This is a genomic window from Lentzea sp. NEAU-D7 (assembly GCF_026242055.1).
Taxonomy (GTDB): domain Bacteria; phylum Actinomycetota; class Actinomycetes; order Mycobacteriales; family Pseudonocardiaceae; genus Lentzea.
The window spans coordinates 75,641-92,678 of the sequence record NZ_JAPJDL010000017.1; the positions used below are offsets into that span (position 1 = coordinate 75,641).

At 69.8% G+C, this 17,038-nt stretch carries 17 protein-coding genes; 5 read left to right on the forward strand and 12 right to left on the reverse strand.

The window, feature by feature from the left end; translation table 11 throughout:
- The 10 genes from ORI60_RS29920 to ORI60_RS29965 all read right to left on the reverse strand — a co-directional run bounded on the left by ORI60_RS29920 (nucleotide 1) and on the right by ORI60_RS29965 (nucleotide 10,663).
- The gene (locus tag ORI60_RS29920; protein ID WP_266041342.1) at nucleotides 1–1,401 is read right to left on the reverse strand and encodes an FG-GAP-like repeat-containing protein; all 1,401 of its coding nucleotides are present in this window, start codon (nucleotides 1,399–1,401) and stop codon (nucleotides 1–3) included.
- A 36-nt stretch (nucleotides 1,402–1,437) separates the two neighbouring features.
- Complete coding sequence (locus ORI60_RS29925; protein ID WP_266041343.1) at nucleotides 1,438–2,802, reverse strand: FG-GAP-like repeat-containing protein; 1,365 nt, start codon at nucleotides 2,800–2,802, stop codon at nucleotides 1,438–1,440.
- A gap of 146 nt (nucleotides 2,803–2,948) precedes the next feature.
- Nucleotides 2,949–3,935, reverse strand: a complete 987-nt coding sequence (gene whiA, locus ORI60_RS29930) for a DNA-binding protein WhiA (protein ID WP_030478101.1) — start codon at nucleotides 3,933–3,935, stop codon at nucleotides 2,949–2,951.
- A complete protein-coding gene (locus tag ORI60_RS29935; protein ID WP_266041473.1) occupies nucleotides 3,926–4,894 on the reverse strand; it encodes a gluconeogenesis factor YvcK family protein in 969 nt (322 codons plus the stop codon). Before ORI60_RS29935 ends, whiA begins: the two co-directional genes overlap by 10 nt.
- Before the next feature lie 5 nt (nucleotides 4,895–4,899).
- Entirely contained in the window at nucleotides 4,900–5,757 is an 858-nt protein-coding gene (gene rapZ, locus ORI60_RS29940) for an RNase adapter RapZ (protein WP_416234516.1), read from the reverse strand.
- A 784-nt stretch (nucleotides 5,758–6,541) separates the two neighbouring features.
- Nucleotides 6,542–7,153, reverse strand: coding sequence for an HD domain-containing protein (locus ORI60_RS29945; protein ID WP_266041345.1), 612 nt, complete (start codon nucleotides 7,151–7,153; stop codon nucleotides 6,542–6,544).
- A gap of 92 nt (nucleotides 7,154–7,245) precedes the next feature.
- Nucleotides 7,246–9,147 carry an excinuclease ABC subunit UvrC gene (gene uvrC, locus ORI60_RS29950; RefSeq protein WP_266041346.1) on the reverse strand — a complete coding sequence of 634 codons (1,902 nt, stop codon included), beginning with the start codon at nucleotides 9,145–9,147 and terminating at the stop codon, nucleotides 7,246–7,248.
- A 42-nt stretch (nucleotides 9,148–9,189) separates the two neighbouring features.
- Nucleotides 9,190–9,660: a Rieske (2Fe-2S) protein gene (locus ORI60_RS29955; RefSeq protein ID WP_266041347.1), complete on the reverse strand. Its 471-nt coding sequence runs from the start codon at nucleotides 9,658–9,660 to the stop codon at nucleotides 9,190–9,192.
- A gap of 106 nt (nucleotides 9,661–9,766) precedes the next feature.
- On the reverse strand, nucleotides 9,767–10,165 hold the full coding sequence (locus ORI60_RS29960; RefSeq protein WP_266041348.1) for a Rieske (2Fe-2S) protein: 399 nt from the start codon (nucleotides 10,163–10,165) through the stop codon (nucleotides 9,767–9,769).
- Nucleotides 10,166–10,174: 9 nt separating this feature from the next.
- Entirely contained in the window at nucleotides 10,175–10,663 is a 489-nt protein-coding gene (locus tag ORI60_RS29965; protein WP_090014002.1) for a hypothetical protein, read from the reverse strand.
- A 383-nt stretch (nucleotides 10,664–11,046) separates the two neighbouring features.
- Here ORI60_RS29965 and ORI60_RS29970 point away from each other — a divergent pair, with 383 nt between their 5' ends.
- From ORI60_RS29970 to ORI60_RS29985, 4 genes are all read left to right on the forward strand, one after another.
- A complete protein-coding gene (locus tag ORI60_RS29970; RefSeq protein ID WP_266041349.1) occupies nucleotides 11,047–12,480 on the forward strand; it encodes a helix-turn-helix domain-containing protein in 1,434 nt (477 codons plus the stop codon).
- Nucleotides 12,480–12,956, forward strand: coding sequence for a hypothetical protein (locus ORI60_RS29975; RefSeq protein WP_266041350.1), 477 nt, complete (start codon nucleotides 12,480–12,482; stop codon nucleotides 12,954–12,956). Before ORI60_RS29970 ends, ORI60_RS29975 begins: the two co-directional genes overlap by 1 nt.
- 97 nt (nucleotides 12,957–13,053) lie before the next feature.
- On the forward strand, nucleotides 13,054–13,515 hold the full coding sequence (locus ORI60_RS29980) for a hypothetical protein (RefSeq protein WP_266041351.1): 462 nt from the start codon (nucleotides 13,054–13,056) through the stop codon (nucleotides 13,513–13,515).
- The gene (locus ORI60_RS29985) at nucleotides 13,512–14,369 is read left to right on the forward strand and encodes a hypothetical protein (protein WP_266041352.1); all 858 of its coding nucleotides are present in this window, start codon (nucleotides 13,512–13,514) and stop codon (nucleotides 14,367–14,369) included. Before ORI60_RS29980 ends, ORI60_RS29985 begins: the two co-directional genes overlap by 4 nt.
- 38 nt (nucleotides 14,370–14,407) lie before the next feature.
- Here the strand turns inward: ORI60_RS29985 and ORI60_RS29990 are convergent, their stop codons facing one another.
- Entirely contained in the window at nucleotides 14,408–14,599 is a 192-nt protein-coding gene (locus tag ORI60_RS29990) for a S1 RNA-binding domain-containing protein (RefSeq protein ID WP_191303927.1), read from the reverse strand.
- A gap of 185 nt (nucleotides 14,600–14,784) precedes the next feature.
- Between ORI60_RS29990 and ORI60_RS29995 the strand changes: the two genes are divergently transcribed.
- Nucleotides 14,785–15,747, forward strand: a complete 963-nt coding sequence (locus tag ORI60_RS29995; protein WP_266041353.1) for a helix-turn-helix transcriptional regulator — start codon at nucleotides 14,785–14,787, stop codon at nucleotides 15,745–15,747.
- Between the two features lie 54 nt (nucleotides 15,748–15,801).
- Here the strand turns inward: ORI60_RS29995 and ORI60_RS30000 are convergent, their stop codons facing one another.
- Entirely contained in the window at nucleotides 15,802–17,013 is a 1,212-nt protein-coding gene (locus ORI60_RS30000; protein ID WP_266041354.1) for an RNA-guided endonuclease InsQ/TnpB family protein, read from the reverse strand.
- Nucleotides 17,014–17,038: the final 25 nt, after the last annotated feature.

Genomic DNA, 17,038 nt, shown 5'->3' on the forward strand with positions numbered 1-17,038 from the left:
TCAGCCGAGGTCGGGGAACTCGACCCGCTCGGGGTCGACGGTGCCGACACCACCGATGTTCGACGGGGCGTGCCACGAACCCGCCAGCGCGTTGTTGTTCTGCCACGCCGTCAGCAGGCCGTCCCCGGCAACCTTGATCACCTCCGCCTTGCCGTCCGCGTTGAGGTCGGCGAACTTGACGCCGGCGATCGGACCGGCGCCGACCCCACCGATGGTCGACGGCGCGTACCACGAGCCGGCGAAGGCGTTGTTGTTCTGCCACGCGACGAGCGTGCCGTCAGCGTTGACCTTGATCAGATCGGCCTTGCGGTCCGCGTTGAGGTCGGCGAAGCGCAGCTGAGCCGGGTCGACCGGACCGGTGCCGCCGACGTTGACCGGCGCGTGCCAGGATCCTGCCAGCGCGTTGTTGTTCAGCCACGCGGTCAGCGAGCCGTCCGTGCCGATCTTGACCAGGTCCGCGCGCTTGTCACCGTTGAGATCGGCCAGCCGCAGCTGCTTCGGGTCGACGTCGCCGACGCCACCGATGGTCGACGGCGCGTGCCACGAGCCGGTGAGGGCGTTGCCGTTCTGCCAGCCGGTCAGCGTGCCGTCGGCGTTGACGCGGACGACATCTTCCTTGCCGTCACCGTCCAGGTCGCCGTACTTCACCCGCGACGCCTCCACCGAGCCGACACCGCCGATGCCCTCCGGCGCGAACCACGAACCGGCCAGGGCGTCGAAGTTCTGCCAGCCGGTCAGCGTTCCTCCGTCGTTGAACCGCACGACGTCGGCCTTGCCGAACTGCGGGGGCGGCGGCGCGTCGCTGATCCCGACCGGGCGGACGTACTTCACGAGGTAGTAGCCCTCGCTCGCCGAGTAGGTGCCGGTCGTGGCGTTGATCGTCGTCGGCACCACGCGGGACCTGCCGGAGGTGGTCGGCTGGTCGCCGGAACCGCCGTCCCAGTTGCCGTTCTGGACGCGGACCGTGCCGTTGGAGTTGACCGCGACGACGATCGCGACATGCTGGACGTTGCTGACCGAGTTGTTCGGGCTGAAGACCGCGGCGTCACCGACGTGAGGGGTGTCGGTGAGTGAGCCGTTGTTGAGTCCGTACCGGTAGAAGCTGCGGGCGCCGGGATCGAGGCCGTTCACGCTGATGCCTCCGACGTTCGCCCAGACCCACTTGGCGAAGTCAGCGCACCAGTACTCGGGGAGCCCGCTGAAACCGGTGCAGCTGCTGTAGTAGTACCTGCCTCCCAAGCTGTTGGTGCTGCAGGCCATCTTCCCCTCGTTGGCGTTGGCCAGGTTGGCGATGTCGGCGCCCGTGGCGGCCTGGGCCTGGCCGATGAGCAGCAACGGGCCGAGGACGGCGGCGGAGAGCAAGGTCGTGGCGACCCGGCTGAGGGCGCGAGTGAGCGTCATGGTGGTTCTCCTTGTCCGAGTGAGGTGCGGGATTGCTCAGCCGAGCTCTGCGAAGTCGACGCGGTCGGTCTCGTTGATGCCGACGCCGCCGATGGTCGACGGTGCGAACCACGAACCGGCGAGCGCATTGCTGTTGCGCCACGCGGTCAACGTGCCGTCGCCGTTGACCTTGATCACGTCGGCCTTGCCGTCCGCGTTGAGGTCGGCGAACCGGACACCCGTGACACCGTCGGCCCCTACGCCGCCGATGGTCGACGGCGCGAACCACGAACCGGCCAGCGCGTTGCTGTTCTGCCAGCCCGTCAGCGTGCCGTCAGCGTTGACCCTGATCAGATCGGCCTTGCCGTCCGCGTTGAGGTCGGCGAAGCGCAGCTGGGCCGGGTCGACCGCGCCGGTGCCGCCGATGTTCACCGGCGCGTGCCAGGAACCACCGAGGGCGTCGTTGTTCTGCCAGGCGGTGAGCGCGCCGTCAGCGTCGATCTTGATGAGATCGGCCTTGTGGTCGCCGTTGAGGTCGGCGAGCCGCAGCTGCTTCGGCTCGACGGAGCCGACGCCGCCGATGGTCGAGGGCGCGAACCACGAACCGGCCAGCGCGTTGTTGTTCTGCCAGCCCGTCAGCGTGCCATCGGCGTTGACGCGGACCAGGTCCTCACGACCGTCCCCGTTGAGATCACCGAACTTCAGCCGTGCCGGCTCCACTGGACCGGTGCCGCCGATGCCCTGTGGTGCATACCAGGAACCGCTGAAGGCGTCGTTGTTCTGCCAGCCGGTGAGCGTGCCGTCAGCGTTGAACCGCACCACGTCCGCCTTGCCGAACGGCGTTCCGCCACCGCCACCTCCCCAGAGGTGGTTCGCGATCTTGACCGCGTCGGGTGCCTCGACGCCGTACTTGTAACGGAGGTCCTCGCGCGGCCGCTGCACGTCCGCTGCCACGGCACCGATGTCCGCGTTGTTCCAGGATCCGTTCGGGTAGAAGCGAACCATGGTGTCGAGGAACTTGTCCGTCGCGATCGCGGGGTTCGTCCGCTCGGCGAAGCTGCCCCAGCTCGCCCGCTGCTGGAACAGGCCGACCGAGTCGAGGTCGCCGCCGTCCAGGTTGGCGTTGCTGCTCTCGACGATGGTCGTCGAGATCGCGATGGCCGCGGCTCTCTCGTTGAAGCCGCGTGCTTTCACCCGTTGCACCACCGCACGGGCGCAGGAGGTGTTGTAGGCGGTCATGTGGCCGCGCATCTTCTTCGCCAGCTGCGGATTGAGTGCCGCGGCGTCAGCGGCGTCCGCTGACGAAGGTCCGGCCGAGGTGCACGGCAGCGCGTTGGCAGCGTGCGCCGTACCGGTCCCGACAAGACCGAAGGACAACGACGAGATGGTGAGCGCGGCCAGGATTCCGGTCAAGCGATTCATGAGTTTCCCCAGGCTGTTGGTGTTTCCTGCTTGCTGGGAAAACGATCTGATGCTGACCTGCAAACCGTCTGCAAACCGTCTGCACACGACCTGCAAAGCAAATGGCCCGCAGCCGATCGGCTGCGGGCCATTTGCTTTGCTTCGTCCTAGACCTCTGCCTCGAGCATCTCGGCCGTGACCGCGGACTCGGTGTCCGGCAGGCCCAGGTCCTTGGCCCGCTTGTCCGCCATGGCCAGCAGACGCCTTATACGGCCTGCCACCGCGTCCTTGGTCATCTGCGGGTCCGACAGCTGGCCCAGTTCCTCCAGCGACGCCTGGCGGTGCGCGAGGCGCAGCTGCCCGGCGGCGGCCAGGTGGTCCGGTGCCTCCGGCCCGAGGATCTCCAACGCGCGCGCCACCCGTGCGGCCGCCGCGACGGCCGCACGGGCCGAGCGGCGCAGGTTCGCGTCGTCGAAGTTCGCCAGCCTGTTCGCGGTCGCGCGGACCTCACGCCGCATGCGGCGCTCTTCCCACGCCATCACGCTGTCGTGCGCGCCGAGCTTGGTCAGCATCGCCCCGATGGCGTCGCCGTCCCTTATCACCACGCGCTCGGCCCCGCGGACCTCGCGCGACTTGGACGAGATGCCCATCCTGCGCGCCGCGCCGACGAGTGCGAGCGCCGCCTCGGGGCCGGGGCAGGTGATCTCCAGCGACGAGCTGCGACCGGGTTCGGTCAGCGAGCCGTGCGCCAGGAAGGCACCGCGCCACGCGGCCTCGGCGTCGCACACGCCACCGGACACGACCGGCGCGGGCAGGCCGCGCACCGGGCGGCCGCGCGGGTCGAGCAGACCGGTCTGCCGGGCCAGGCCCTCGCCGTCCTTGACCACGCGGACGACGTACCGGGTGCCCTTGCGCAGTCCGTTCGACTGGATCGTGAACACCTCGGCGTGGTGGCCGTAGAGCGCCTGGATCTCCTTGAGCAGCCTGCGGGCCGCGGAACCCAGGTCGAGCTCGGCCTCGACGACGACCCGGCCGGACACGATGTGCAGGCCGCCGGCGAACCTGAGCAGGGAGGACACCTCCGCGCGGCGGCAACAGGTCTTGGATACCGCGAGCCTGCTCAGCTCGTCCTTGACCGCCGACGTCATCGCCACTGGCCAGTCCCTCCCACTCCGGTCTCCACGACCACCTGCCTCAGGCAACCGGCAAGTGCCTCCGGATCATGCCGCTCTGCGGCGTCCGGTGCGGCGATCTTGGCCAGATGCGTACGCGCACCCAGTGCCGAGGCGGCTCGCGTCAACCGGTCCGGGGTGGGGACCGAGTCGACGTCGGCGATCACCGCGTCCACCTTCAGCTCGGGTGCGTGCTCGCAGACTACGTCCAAATGCCGCTCCGGAGAGAAACCAGCGGTTTCACCCGGTTGGGGGACGAGATTGAGCACGAGCACCTTCCTGGCCCGCGTGTGCACGAGCGCGTCGTGCAGTTCGGGCACGAGCAGATGCGGCAAGACGCTGGTGAACCACGATCCAGGTCCGAGTACCACGACATCGGCGTCAAGTACAGCCTGTACCGCTTCCGGACAGCCGGCAGGTCGCCCGTTCGGGGCAGTCAACCGGATGCGCTGCACCAGCCCGGGCGTGGTCGCGATGGCGACCTGCCCCCGGATGCGCCGCACGTCGGTCTCGTCCTCGTCCAGCCCCACGACGTCCGCCTCGATGTCGAGCGGATCGTTCGACATGGGCAGCACCCGGCCCTTGACGCCGAGCAGCCTGCTGGTGAGGTCGAGCACGGCGACGGGGTCGCCGAGCTGCTCGAGCAGCCCGGCGATCACCAGGTTGCCGACCGCGTGCCCCGCGAGCGCCCCGGTGCCGCCGAAGCGGTGCTTGAACAGCGACGTCCACCGCCGGCTGGCCTCGTCGTCCCCCGCCAGCGCCGCCATGGCCTTGCGCAGATCACCGGGCGGCAGCAGGTCGGACAGCTCACGCCGGAGCCGCCCGGAGGACCCGCCGTCGTCCGCGACCGTCACCACGGCCGTCACGTCGTCGGTGACCTGCTTCAACGCGCTCAGCGTCGCGTGCAGCCCGTGACCGCCACCCAAAGCAACAGCTTTCAACTTCGTCACTCACGTCCCAGATCCCTGTGCACGACCTTCACGGCCGTGCCGTCCTCGCTGGCCAGCCGCCCGGCCAGCTCTTCGCTCAGGGCGACACTGCGGTGCTTGCCACCGGTGCACCCGATCGCGAGCGTCAGGTAGCGCTTGCCCTCGCGCCGGTAGCCGGCACCGATGAGCCTGAGCAACTCGTGGTACCGATCAAGGAACTCGTCCGCGCCCTCCTGGGACAGCACGTAGTTGCGCACCTCACCATCGAGCCCCGTCTGCTCCCGGAGCTCCGGGATCCAGAACGGGTTCGGCAGGAACCGCACGTCCATGACGAGGTCGGCGTCCATCGGCAGCCCGTACTTGTACCCGAAGCTCAGCACCGTGACCCTGGTCCGGCTGGCCGCCTCGCTGCCGAAGCTGTCCTCGATCTTGGACCGCAGCTGGTGGATGCTCAACGCCGACGTGTCGACCACGAGGTCGGCTTCCTGCTTGAGCGGCGTCAGCAGGATCCGCTCGGCCTCGATGCCGTCCTGCAGCCGCCCGTCCCCCTGCATGGGGTGACCGCGCCGCACCGCCTCGAAGCGCCGGATCAGCACGGCGTCGGTGGCCTCGAGGAACAGCACGCGCGGCTTGTACCCGCGCGCGTCGAGGTCCTTGATGATGGAGGCCAGGTCCTCGGTGAACGCGCGGCTGCGCACGTCCATGACGACCGCGACCCTGGTGATCGCCCCGCGCGCCTGGGCGCCGAGCTCGACCATGGTGGCGATGAGTTCCGGGGGCAGGTTGTCCACGACGAACCAGCCGAGGTCCTCCAGGCACTTGGCCGCGGTGCTGCGGCCCGCACCGGACAGCCCGGTCACCACGGCGACTTCGATGCCGGACTTCTCCGCGTTCACGACTACGACTCCGTTACCTGTTCATGAGCGCGACTGTGCCGCTCTCGTTCGGGCTTGCTCGATGTTGGGCCCCGCCACGCCGGGCGCGCCCGGGAAGAGTCTCCACCGGAACGGCCCTCGCGTGCGGCAGGTTCGACAGTTGAGACGCTACGTGGCGCGGCCGGTTTCGCCACCCGGACGGGTGAACCTCGTCCTGATCCACGCCTCACACCGTCTAGTGGATGTCACGAAACCATGGTCATCTTCGCCGCGACAGAAGGAGGGAGCACGCGGGTCGGCCACTCGCCTCGCACCGCTGGCAACGTTCGTCACACCGCCCATCGTGTTGGTCACACCGCCCGCCGTGTTCGTCACACCGCCCGCTGCGTGTCTCACGCCGCCAGCCTCACATCGCCGGCCACGTCCTCGCCCGCCAGCCTTACAACGCCAGCCACGTCCTCACCCGCCAGTCACGCTTCTCGCACCGCCAGTCACGCTTCTCGCACCGTCGGCCTCACATCGCCAGCCACGTTCCTCACCTGCCAGCCTCACACCGCCGGCCACGTCTCCCACGCCGCCGGCCTCGGCCTGCACCTCGTCCGCCGCCACCGCGGCGGCCAGACCGCCAGCTCCGTCGGCCGCCGCCTCACATCGCGAACCCTGCTTCTCACACCAGCAGCCTCACACCGCGAGCCCTGCTCCTCACACCAGCAGCCTCACACCGCGAGCCCTGCTCCTCACCCGCCGGCCTCATACCGCCGACCACGTTCCTCGCGCCGCCGCCTCACACCGCGACCGGATAGCTCGACTGGAACGCCAGGCGCGCGTCGGAGCCCGACGCGATCCGGTCGAGCTCGTCGTCCAGCGCCATGAACACCTCCCACGGCTCGTGGCCGGTGGCGCTCGCCAGGCGTTCGGTCACCAGCTGCTCCAGGTCCGGGACGCGCTTGGCCTTCCACACCTTGTCCGCCAGGCTGACCAGCAGCTCCTCCAGGCTGATGCCCGGCGTGGTCCACGACGCGTGCGTCCGCGCGAACCGAGCCAGCCGCTCCTCGACGCCGCGCTCTCGCAGCAGCGCGTGGCCCGCCGGCTCGTGGGCCGAGCCCGGACCGGACAACTCGTTGGGGTGCAACACCTTGCCGATGTCGTGGGTGGCCGCGCCGTACAGGACCGCGTCCCGGTCGACGGCGACCGACGGGTGGTGGCGCTCGATCCAGGTGATGAGTTCGCAGGCCACGTCGTGCACTGCCCGCAGATGTGCGACCAGACGCGGCGGCGCCTGCAGCTCGGTCAGCAAGTCCTCGACGGGCGCGGGTAACGGCCGCAGCGGCACGGCCTCCGTCATGGCTCGGTGCGCCGACGACAGGCCCTTGCTCGGCGCGGCACCGCGAACCAACGACGAACCGTCGTCCGATAGCGGCGACGGCACTTCCCCCGTCACATCGTTGCCGGAAAACGACGTCCCGCCACCTGCCGGCCCAGGTCCCATCAGGAGCTCCCACCAGACGAAGCCAAAGTCGCCACCACGGCCTCCGCGGTGCGGCGGCCCACGCCCGGCACGTCGCTGATCTCGTCCACTGTGGCCTGTCGCAGCTTCCGCACCGAGCCGAAGTGCTTGAGCAGGGCCGCTTTGCGGGTCTCGCCGAGGCCTGGCACCTCGTCGAGGGCCGAGGTGGTCATGCGCTTCGAGCGCTTCTGGCGGTGGTAGGCGATGGCGAAGCGGTGGGCCTCGTCGCGGACTCGTTGGAGCAGGTACAGGGCGTCGCTGGTGCGCGGCAGGATCACCGGGTCCTGTTCGCCCGGGACCCAGACCTCCTCGAGGCGTTTGGCGAGGCCCACCACCGCCACGTCGGTGATGCCCAGTTCGGCCAGGACGTCGGAGGCGGCTGCGGCCTGGGGGCCCGCGCCGTCCACCACGAGGAGGTTGGGCGGGTAGGCGAACTTGCGGGGTTTGCCGGTGTCCGGGTCTATTCCCGGGTTGGGGCCGCCGGAGGCGGTTTCGCGGAGCATCGCCTGGAAGCGGCGGCGGACCACCTCAGCTATCGAGGCCACGTCGCCCTCGGTGGCCGCCTCGCGGAGGGCGAAGCGGCGGTACTCGGACTTGCGGGCCAGGCCGTCCTCGAACACCACCAGGGACGCCACCACGTCGGTGCCCTGGACGTGGCTGATGTCGATGCACTCGATGCGCAGCGGCGCGGTGTCGAGCGACAGGGCGTCCTGGATCTCCTGCAGGGCCGCGGAGCGGGCGGTGAGGTCGCCCGCGCGGCGGAGCTTGTGCTGGGCGAAGGCCTCGGAGGCGTTGCGCGCCACCGTTTCCATCAGGGCGCGCTTGTCGCCGCGTTGCGGGACGCGCAGGACCACTCGGGAGCCTCGCTGCTCGGACAGCAGGTCTTCCAGGGCCGGGGCGTCGTCGGGCAGGACCGGGACCAGCACCTCGCGCGGGGTGCTCTCGGTGTTGTCGCCGTAGAACTGCATGATGAACTGGTCGACGAGGCCGCCGTCGTCGAGGGCCTCGACCTTGTCGAGCACCCAGCCGCGCTGGCCGCGGACGCGGCCGCCGCGCACGTGGAAGACCTGGACCGAGACCTCCAGCTCGTCCTGCGCGAACGCCATCACGTCGGCGTCCGTGCCGTCGCCCAGCACGACGGCCTGCTTCTCCATCGCGCGGCGCAGCGCGCCCAGGTCGTCGCGCAGGCGCGCGGCGCGCTCGAACTCCAGCTCCTCGGAGGCCTGCAGCATCTCGCGTTCGAGGCGGCGGACCATGTTGTCCGTCTTGCCCGCCAGGAAGTCGCAGAAGTCGAGCACGATGTCGCGGTGCTCGTCGGCCGACACCTTGCCCACGCACGGCGCCGAGCACTTGTCGATGTACCCGAGCAGGCACGGGCGGCCGATCTGGTTGTGCCGCTTGAAAACGCCCGCCGAGCACGTGCGCGCGGGGAACACGCGCAGCAGCAGGTCGAGCGTCTCGCGGATGGCCCAGGCGTGGGCGAACGGCCCGAAGTAGCGCACGCCCTTCTTGCGCGGGCCGCGGTACACGTGCAGGCGCGGGTAGTCCTCGTGCAGGGTCACGGCCAGCACCGGGTACGACTTGTCGTCGCGGTACCGGACGTTGAAGCGCGGGTCGAACTCCTTGATCCAGTTGTACTCGAGCTGCAGCGCCTCGACCTCGGTGGAGACGACGGTCCACTCGACGGAGGCCGCCGTCGTCACCATCTGGCGCGTGCGCGGGTGCAGCCCCGCCAGATCCGCGAAGTACGAGTTCAGCCTGCTGCGCAAGCTCTTCGCCTTGCCGACGTACACGACCCGGCCACCGGCGTCGCGGAACTTGTAGACGCCGGGAGCCTCCGGAATCGTGCCCACAGCAGGGCGATACGTCGAGGGATCTGCCACGCCGTCCAGACTATCGACGCGGTCCGACAAAAACAGAAAGGGTCAGGTCAGGACCACCTGGTCGCCGTCGACCTTCACCGCGACCGCGCGCAGGCCGGTCGTCGCCGGTCCCTTCTTCACCGCGCCGTCGGAAGCACCGAACTGGCTGCCGTGCGAAGGGCAGGTGATGGTGCCGCCGGACGGCTCCGCGACCATCGAGCCCTGGTGCGGGCACGTCGCGTCGAAGGCCTTCACCTCGGTGGCGGAGATGCGCGCGACGACGATCTTCTTGCCGCCGGGGGCGTCGACGACGGCGCCGCCGCCCTCGGGCACGTCGGCCAGCGCGACGAGCGCGGTGCCGCTGGTCCCGGCGGATCCCGAGGATCCCGTCGGAGTCGAACCGCCCTGGGTGGGTGTGGTTCCGGAACCGGTCGAGGTCGAGCTGCACGCCGTCACGAGTCCGCTGGGCACGGCGAGGGCAACCGCGATTCCGCACAGCGCCGCGCGCCTGCTGACCAGGCTTTCGGTGTTCACGACCGATCCTCCGTGGTGGTGGGTGTTCGGGGTCACACCACAGCATTACGCGAACAGGACCGCCGGAGTTCAGCGAGAAGCCCGATGCACAGCAAACCCACAGGTCTCAGCCGAGCACCACGTCGTCCCCGGAACGCACGACCGCGACCTCGGCGAGACCTGATTCCGCAGGTCCTTTGCGGACGGCCCCGGTCGAGGCGTCGAAGGTGCTCCCGTGCAACGGGCAGGTGATCACGCCGCGGGCAGGCGGGTTGACCATCGACCCCACGTGCGGGCACGCCGGGTTGAACGCGCGGAATTCACCCGATCGAGGTTGCACGACCAGCAGCTGGGCGTTGCCGGGCATGTCCACCAGCACGCCGGAGCCTTCGGGCACCGAGGAGACGGCGACGACGCGGTCTCCCGGCCGGGCGGTGCCGGCACCGCCCGTCTTGCGAGGAGCGGGCTCGCCACAGGCGCTCAAGGCGGCGGCGAGCCCACACAACAACACTGAACGACGATCCACGAGCACCGATTATCGGCGCTGGTCCTCCGCGGCGGCCTGCCGGGCCAGCGCCAGCACGGCGGTGAACGGCGGGAACCAGTGCCGCGAGTGCGACGGCGGGTTCGCCCAGCGCAGCGATCCGTACCTGGTCATGGTGGGCGGGAGCGCGATCCGGTGCGGCGACCGCACGAACTGGACCTCCGGTGGCGCCTTCAGGTGGGTGGGCAGCAACGCCACCAGTTCGGCCAGGAAGATCCAGTGTTCGCGGGGGCCGGGGATCACCGTGACCGGTCCGGCGAGCATCCGCGACTTCAGGTCGGCCAGGACTCGCGACCCGATCCGCGCCGGCATCGCCAAGGCTGTCGTGGCGGGGCCCAGGGGCAGGAACACGCCCTGCTCGGTGACGGTCACCTGCCAGCCGAGCAACCGGTAGCCGGCCACGGCCTCCCCGATCGCCCGTGCGTGTCCCCTGTTCTGTGGGATCCCGGCCGTGCCGGTCTCCGCGGTCGTGAGGCTCATCGGCGGTTGTCCTCCCCGTTGGTGGGTCAGGCACTGGTCACGGCCACGGGGATCCACCCGCAGCCTGACGTTGTGCAGGGTCCTTCTCACTTCACGCCAACACCACTCGCCTGCTGCATGGGCCTCATGCAGCAGGCGTATGAAGCTCATCCGCCGGGCGGGGGCACCAGGACTGCGACACGCGAACCCATTACGTCTTATGCATGAGATGGATGGACTGACGATCACACGTCCGTACACTGGGAAAACGCTCAGTGACGGGGGCGAGGCCGATGGATGCAGCGAGACCCAAATCCAGACGCGCTTGCCCGTGTGGGGCGTTCATCGCCGCCGACAACCCCGATCGGCTGTGTCACCGGTGCCGCCGCAACGCTCGTGCGGACGTGCACGGACCACCTGAGGTCCCGAACGACTTCTGGGACCACCCCGCGATCGTCGCCGCGTGCGCGGACCGCGACATGGGTGCGCTGATCTCCGCGTACCGGCACCACCCCCGGCACCTCAGCCGGGTCACGCAGGACCGCATGGCGGCGTGGCTCGGCATCAGCCAGGCGCAGCTCTCGCGTTACGAGTCGGGCGAGAACCAGATCGACCGCCTCGACCGGCTGCGCCACTTCGCGCTGGTGCTCGGTGTTCCGGGCGAACGACTGTGGTTCGACCGCGTCGTCATCCCAGCTCAGGTGGGCTCCCCTGACAACGGCCCGCCAGACGTGCTCGCCGCCCCCTGGGAGGCGACGAGCATTGCCCGTTCGGTCGAGGAGACGGCGAGGAGCGACTTGGCGATCAGCAGACGAGCGGCGCTCACAGGAGCCGCCGCGGTGACGGTGGGGTCCGCACTGGTCGAGCCTCTGCAGCGGTGGTTGCACCCCCTGCAGAACCTGTCGAAGTGGTCGTCGCACTCGGCGATCAGCGAGGAGGAACTGTTCGCGTTGCAGCGCGTGGCCGACGGGCTGCGCGGATGGGGCGGCCGGGGCGGCTACGGGCTGGCCCGCAAGGCCGTCCTGGGTCAGCTCGACGAGCTGGCCGAACGCCTGGGCCGGGCACCGTCCGGGCCGACGACGGAACGCGCGTTCTTCATCGGCGCGGAACTGTCGAAGGTGGCGGCGAGCATGTCGTTCGACGCCGGCCTGCACAACGCGGCCCAGCGCTACTACGTGCTGGCCGTCCGGATGGCCAAGGCCGGCCACAACGACGGCTTCGCGGCGCTGTGCCTGGCGGCCATGGCGAGGCAGATGTTCGACCTGGGCCGTCCCGAGGACGGCCTGGAGCTGGTCCAGCTGGGCCAGTACGGCACCCGCCGCACCGGCACGCCGACGCTCAAGGCGCTCCTGCTCACCCGCGAGGCCTGGGCCTACGCGAGCATGGGCAAGACCCGCGAGTTCCACCAGGCCGTGGGCATGGCGCAGGACAGCTTCGCCCAGCGGGACGCGGACAACGAGCCGCGCTACCTGCACAGCTTCGACGAGGCCGAGCTCGAGGGCGTCATCGGCGCCCGCTGCCGCGACCTCGCCATGCACGACCCGTCCCAGGCCGTGTTCGCCGAACAGCACATCCGGCGGGCACTGGCTCTGCGGGACCCGTCCAAGGTGCGCAACCGCGCCTTCGACGTGATCGGACTGGCGCGCACCAAAATGGTCGCGGGAGACCCGGAGGCAGCGTGCGGGTTGATCAACGAGGTCCTGCCGACAGCGGCGAAGCTCTCCTCCGGGCGAGTCCTGCGCAAACTGGAGGACTTCGCCAAGGAGGCGGCACGGCACCGCCACATCCCCGCCGTGCAGGACACCCGAGACGCGATCAGAGCGATCCGGACCGCTTGATGCGCGTCGGCATCACCGGTCACAGCAACCTGGTCCCGGAGTGCGTTCCGGCCGTCCAGGCCGCCATCACGGAGGTGCTGGAACGGCTCGGCACCAACCTGGTCGGCGTGACCTGCCTGGCTCCCGGAGCCGACCAGGTCTTCGCCAGGGCGGTCCTGGCGCTGGGCGGGGAGGTGGAGGTGGTCCTGCCCGCCCTGGACTACCGCGACCGCCTGAAACCCCACCAGGTGGCCGACTACGACGAGCTCCGCGCGGCCGCCACGGTCGTCAGCGTCCTCCCGCACATGTCGAGCGGACGGCTGGCGTACGTGGCGGCCAACGAGCGCATGCTCGCCTCCGTCGAGCTCCTGGTGGCGGTGTGGGACGGCGTCCCGGCCCAGGGCAAGGGCGGCACGGCGGACGTGGTGGAGCAGGCACGCGCGTCCGGCGTGCCCATCGAGGTCGTCTGGCCGGAAGGGGCGCGCAGGAAGTCCTGACCGCCACTAGGCCGAGTGAGGGAAGTTCGTCGGCAACCGGACCAACTCCCCTCACAGGCCTAGCCCCGCCCACCGCGCTTGATCACGATTTCGGGGCATGGCAGCCGATCCGTTCGCCCGCCTGGCCGACCGCCAGCAGTCCCTGCGAACAGCCCTACGAGCCCTCAAGGCGGCAGGCCCCGGCAGCCCGGACTTCCGGTCCCTCCTCGCCACCACGAACGCCGAAGTGGAAGCGGTCGTGCAGGCCCGCAGGGACGTCGAGGCCGCCAGGCTGACGTCCCCGAACCGCATGATCGCCATCGCCACCACCGCCGCGGCCCTGATCGTCGCCGTGGGCTGGTTCGACGCCTGGTCGCTGCTCTCGCTGCTGGTGGCGGTGGCCACGGCCGCGTCGGTCCTGGTGGACCCGGCGGGCCGCCGGGTCTTCGAACCCCGGGCCAGGACCACCGCGATCTGCGCGGCACTGCTGGCCACCCTCCTGACCCCGCTGGCCAGCGGCTGGGCGACACTGATCACCGCGGCGGGCATCGCCTGGTGGGCCTGGAGGACGCTCAAGTGAACATCGACCCGGTCAAGGCGCTGGACGGCAAGGTCGAGCGGCTCAAGAAGGAGCTGAAGTCGCTGGAGACCCGCATCGACCACGCCCAGACCGACGCGGCGCACCACCAGCTCAGCCAGGCGAACCAGCTCAAGGACAACACCCGCAAGCTCACCAAGACCAACGACCGCGTCACCGAGCTCGCGGAGAGCGTCCACCGCCTGGAGCGCCTCCTGGTGGCGCTGAACCGGAAGGTCCGGGCGAGCGAGACGCAGAAGGCGGACTTCGACGACTGGCCCGAGATCGACGAGGCACAGCTCGCGAAGATCCACAAAGGCCAGGAAGCCTACGCCCGCAGGGTTTTCACCCCGCAGGAGGCCAAGGACACGCGCAAGGCCATCGCCGAGTACGACCGCAGGGCACTGGAGGCGATCGACGCGGCCGAGGCCCTGACGCACCTCCCGCCCTCGGCGGAAACGTTGTGGCGCAAGAACTACCAGCAGTGGCGGTCCATCACGGACCAGGAACGCCCCGACGCCCCGGACGACGACACGCACGCCAAGGACACCGTCGCCAAGACGGCCGGCAACGAGGCCATCGGGCACGTGCGGCAGCTGATCCGCGCGCGCATCGAGGACGCGGTGGCACGGGATCTGCTGTTCCCGGCGTGGTTCGAGAACATGCTCGGACCCGCCGCCCCGCCCGGCAAGGCGGACGACTGGCTTTACACCGCAACGGATGTCGTGTTGTACCGGCTGCTGCACGGCATCACCAGCCCAGCGGACGCGCTCGGTCCGGCACCCCAGGACGAGGGGCACCGCAAGACCCTGCACAACCGCCTGACCGGCGAGTGCGCGGACTACCGGAGACCGTGAGAAAGCCCGGGCAGGGCGCCTCTGCCCGAGCACTCAACTCACGCCAGCTCCAGGCTGAACCGCTGCTGCACGGCGTCCACCGCGAGCACCTTCACCTGCACCGAGGCACCGACCTCGGCCTGCTGGCCGTGCAGGAGCCCGTGTGCACCGGCGGGGTGCTCGACGAACGATCCGAAGGGAACGGTCGAGACGACCTTCCCCGAAAAGACATCACCAACGTTGGGAAGCATTGCGCATCACCTCCTCTCCCTGAGCGCGTGTCCCGTCAAAGCGGACAGACGCGGGGAGGGAGGGGCCCTGATCAAGTCAGGGCCGGGCAACCGTTCCGCTCACGGCACAAGGCCGACCCGGCAGTCATGACGAGAACCCTAGCCACCACAGGCCGTCGTCCGCAACGGAATCTAGAATCCCTCCCATGCTGGAGACGTCCGCGCGCCTGCTGAAGCTCCTGTCCCTGTTGCAGGTGCGGCGTGACTGGACGGGCCCGGAGCTCGCCGACCGGCTCAGCGTCGACGTGCGCACGATCCGCCGCGACGTGGACAAGCTGCGCAGCCTCGGCTACCCCGTGACGTCGCTGCCCGGCGCGGCCGGCGGCTACCAGCTCGGTGCGGGCGCGGAGCTCCCGCCGCTCCTGCTCGACGACGACGAGGCGGTCGCCGTCGCGGTCGGACTGAGGACGGCGGCGAACGGCTCCGTCGCGGGCATCGAGGAGACGTCGATCCGCGCTCTCACCAAGCTCGAACAGGTGCTGCCGGCGAGGTTGCGGCGACGCGTGCAGGCGCTCCAGGCGCACACCACCGCCCTGCCGGCCGCGGGCCCGACGGTCGACCCGGAGACGCTCACGATCATCGCCGCCGCGTGCCGCGACCACCAGCAGCTGCGCTTCACCTACGCCCCGACGCAGGGCGAGCCCGCGAAACGCCTCGCGGAACCGCAGGGTCTCGTGCACACCGGCCGCCGGTGGTACCTGGTGGCGTGGGACGTGTCCAAACAGGACTGGCGAACGTTCCGGGTGGACCGCATCACCGAGCAGCCCGCGCTCGCGGCGAGGTTCACGCCCCGCGAGCCGCCCGCACAGTCCCTGGGCGAGTTCGTGTCGAGGCAGGTCGCCTCCAACGTCTACACCTACCAGGCGGTGCTCACGATCCACGCACCCATGCAGGCGGTCGCGGAGCGCACCACGCCCATGTCCGCCGCGCTGGAACCGATCGACGACCAGTCCTGCCTGATGCGCACGGGCGCCGACGCTCTCGAACGGATCGTGTTCCACCTGCTGTTCCTGGGCTTCGAGTTCGACGTGCACGAACCGGTGGAACTCAGGGACTACGTCGAGATCCTCGTCCGCAGACTCCACAACGCCATTACAGTGCGGGATTGACTTGTCCCTGTTCTGAAGAGCAGGGATTCCCACCCGCCGCGTGGCGGGTAGCGCTTACGCGCTGTGCCTCACGGCACGGGGTTCCTGTTTCACTGCCGATCGCGGAAGGGAGGGCCCTTGCCGTCTGACATCAGCTCCGCAGGCATCACCCGAGACGACGTCTCGGGTTACGGCTCGACCAGCCGCAAGGATGTTCTTCGCCGCGTTGAGGTCCCGGTCGTGCCGGGTGCGGCAGCCCGGACACGTCCAGTGCCGGGCGGACAGTGCAAGCTCTGCGAGCACGTGCCCGCAGACCGAACAGGTCTTGCTCGAGGGAAACCAGCGGTCGATCACGACCAGCGTGCGGCCGGCCCGGTCGCATTTGTACTCGAGCTGCCTGCGCAACTCGCCCCAGCCCGCGTCAGAGATGGCACGGGCGAGGTGGCGGTTGCGCACCATGTTCCTGACCGACAGGTCCTCGATCGCGATCACGTCGGCCGAGCGCACCAGAGCCGTGGTGGTGCGGTGCAGGAAGTCCTGGCGTGCGTTGCGGACCTTGCGATGCGCGCGGGCGACCTTGGCCTGAGCCTGGCGGCGGTTGCGGCTGCCGCGCTGGCAGCGGGCCATCCGTCGTTGGTAGCGGGCCAGGTTGCGGGCCTTGCGGGCGAGGTGCCGCGGGTTCGCGATCCGCTCACCGTCACTGGTCACCACGAGGTCTGTGAGGCCGAGATCGACGCCGATCGCGTGGCCGGCGGGCTCGGCCGGGGAGAGCTCGGTGGTGGCCACGGCGAACGCCACGTACCAGCGTCCGTCCGGCTCGCGGGAGATCACGACCATCGTCGGGTCCAGCGCGGCCAGGTCCACGCCGCCGAAGGACCACACGAACCGCAGCGGTGTGCTGGTCTTGGCCAGCGTCAGCACGCCCTCACGCATCCGGAACGCCGAGCGGGTGCAGTGCGCGCTCTGCCGCCCGGTACGGGACTTGAACCTCGGAACACGGGCACGCCCGGCGAAGAAGTTGCCGAACGCGGTGTGCTGATGCCGCAGCGTCTGCTGCAACGGCACACAGGACACCTCCGACAGAAACGCGAGTTCCTCGGTGCGTTTCCACCCCGTCAGCGCCGCATCGGTCTGCCGATACGACGTGCGCACACCCTCGGCACGGTAGCGGTGGTTGCGCTCGCTCAAGGTCTTGTTCCACACCAGACGCACACACCCGAACGTGCGGTTCAACACCACAGCCTGCTCAGGGGTCGGATAAGCCCGGCACTTGTACGCCGTTCGCACGAACCACAACCTACCGGGAACACCA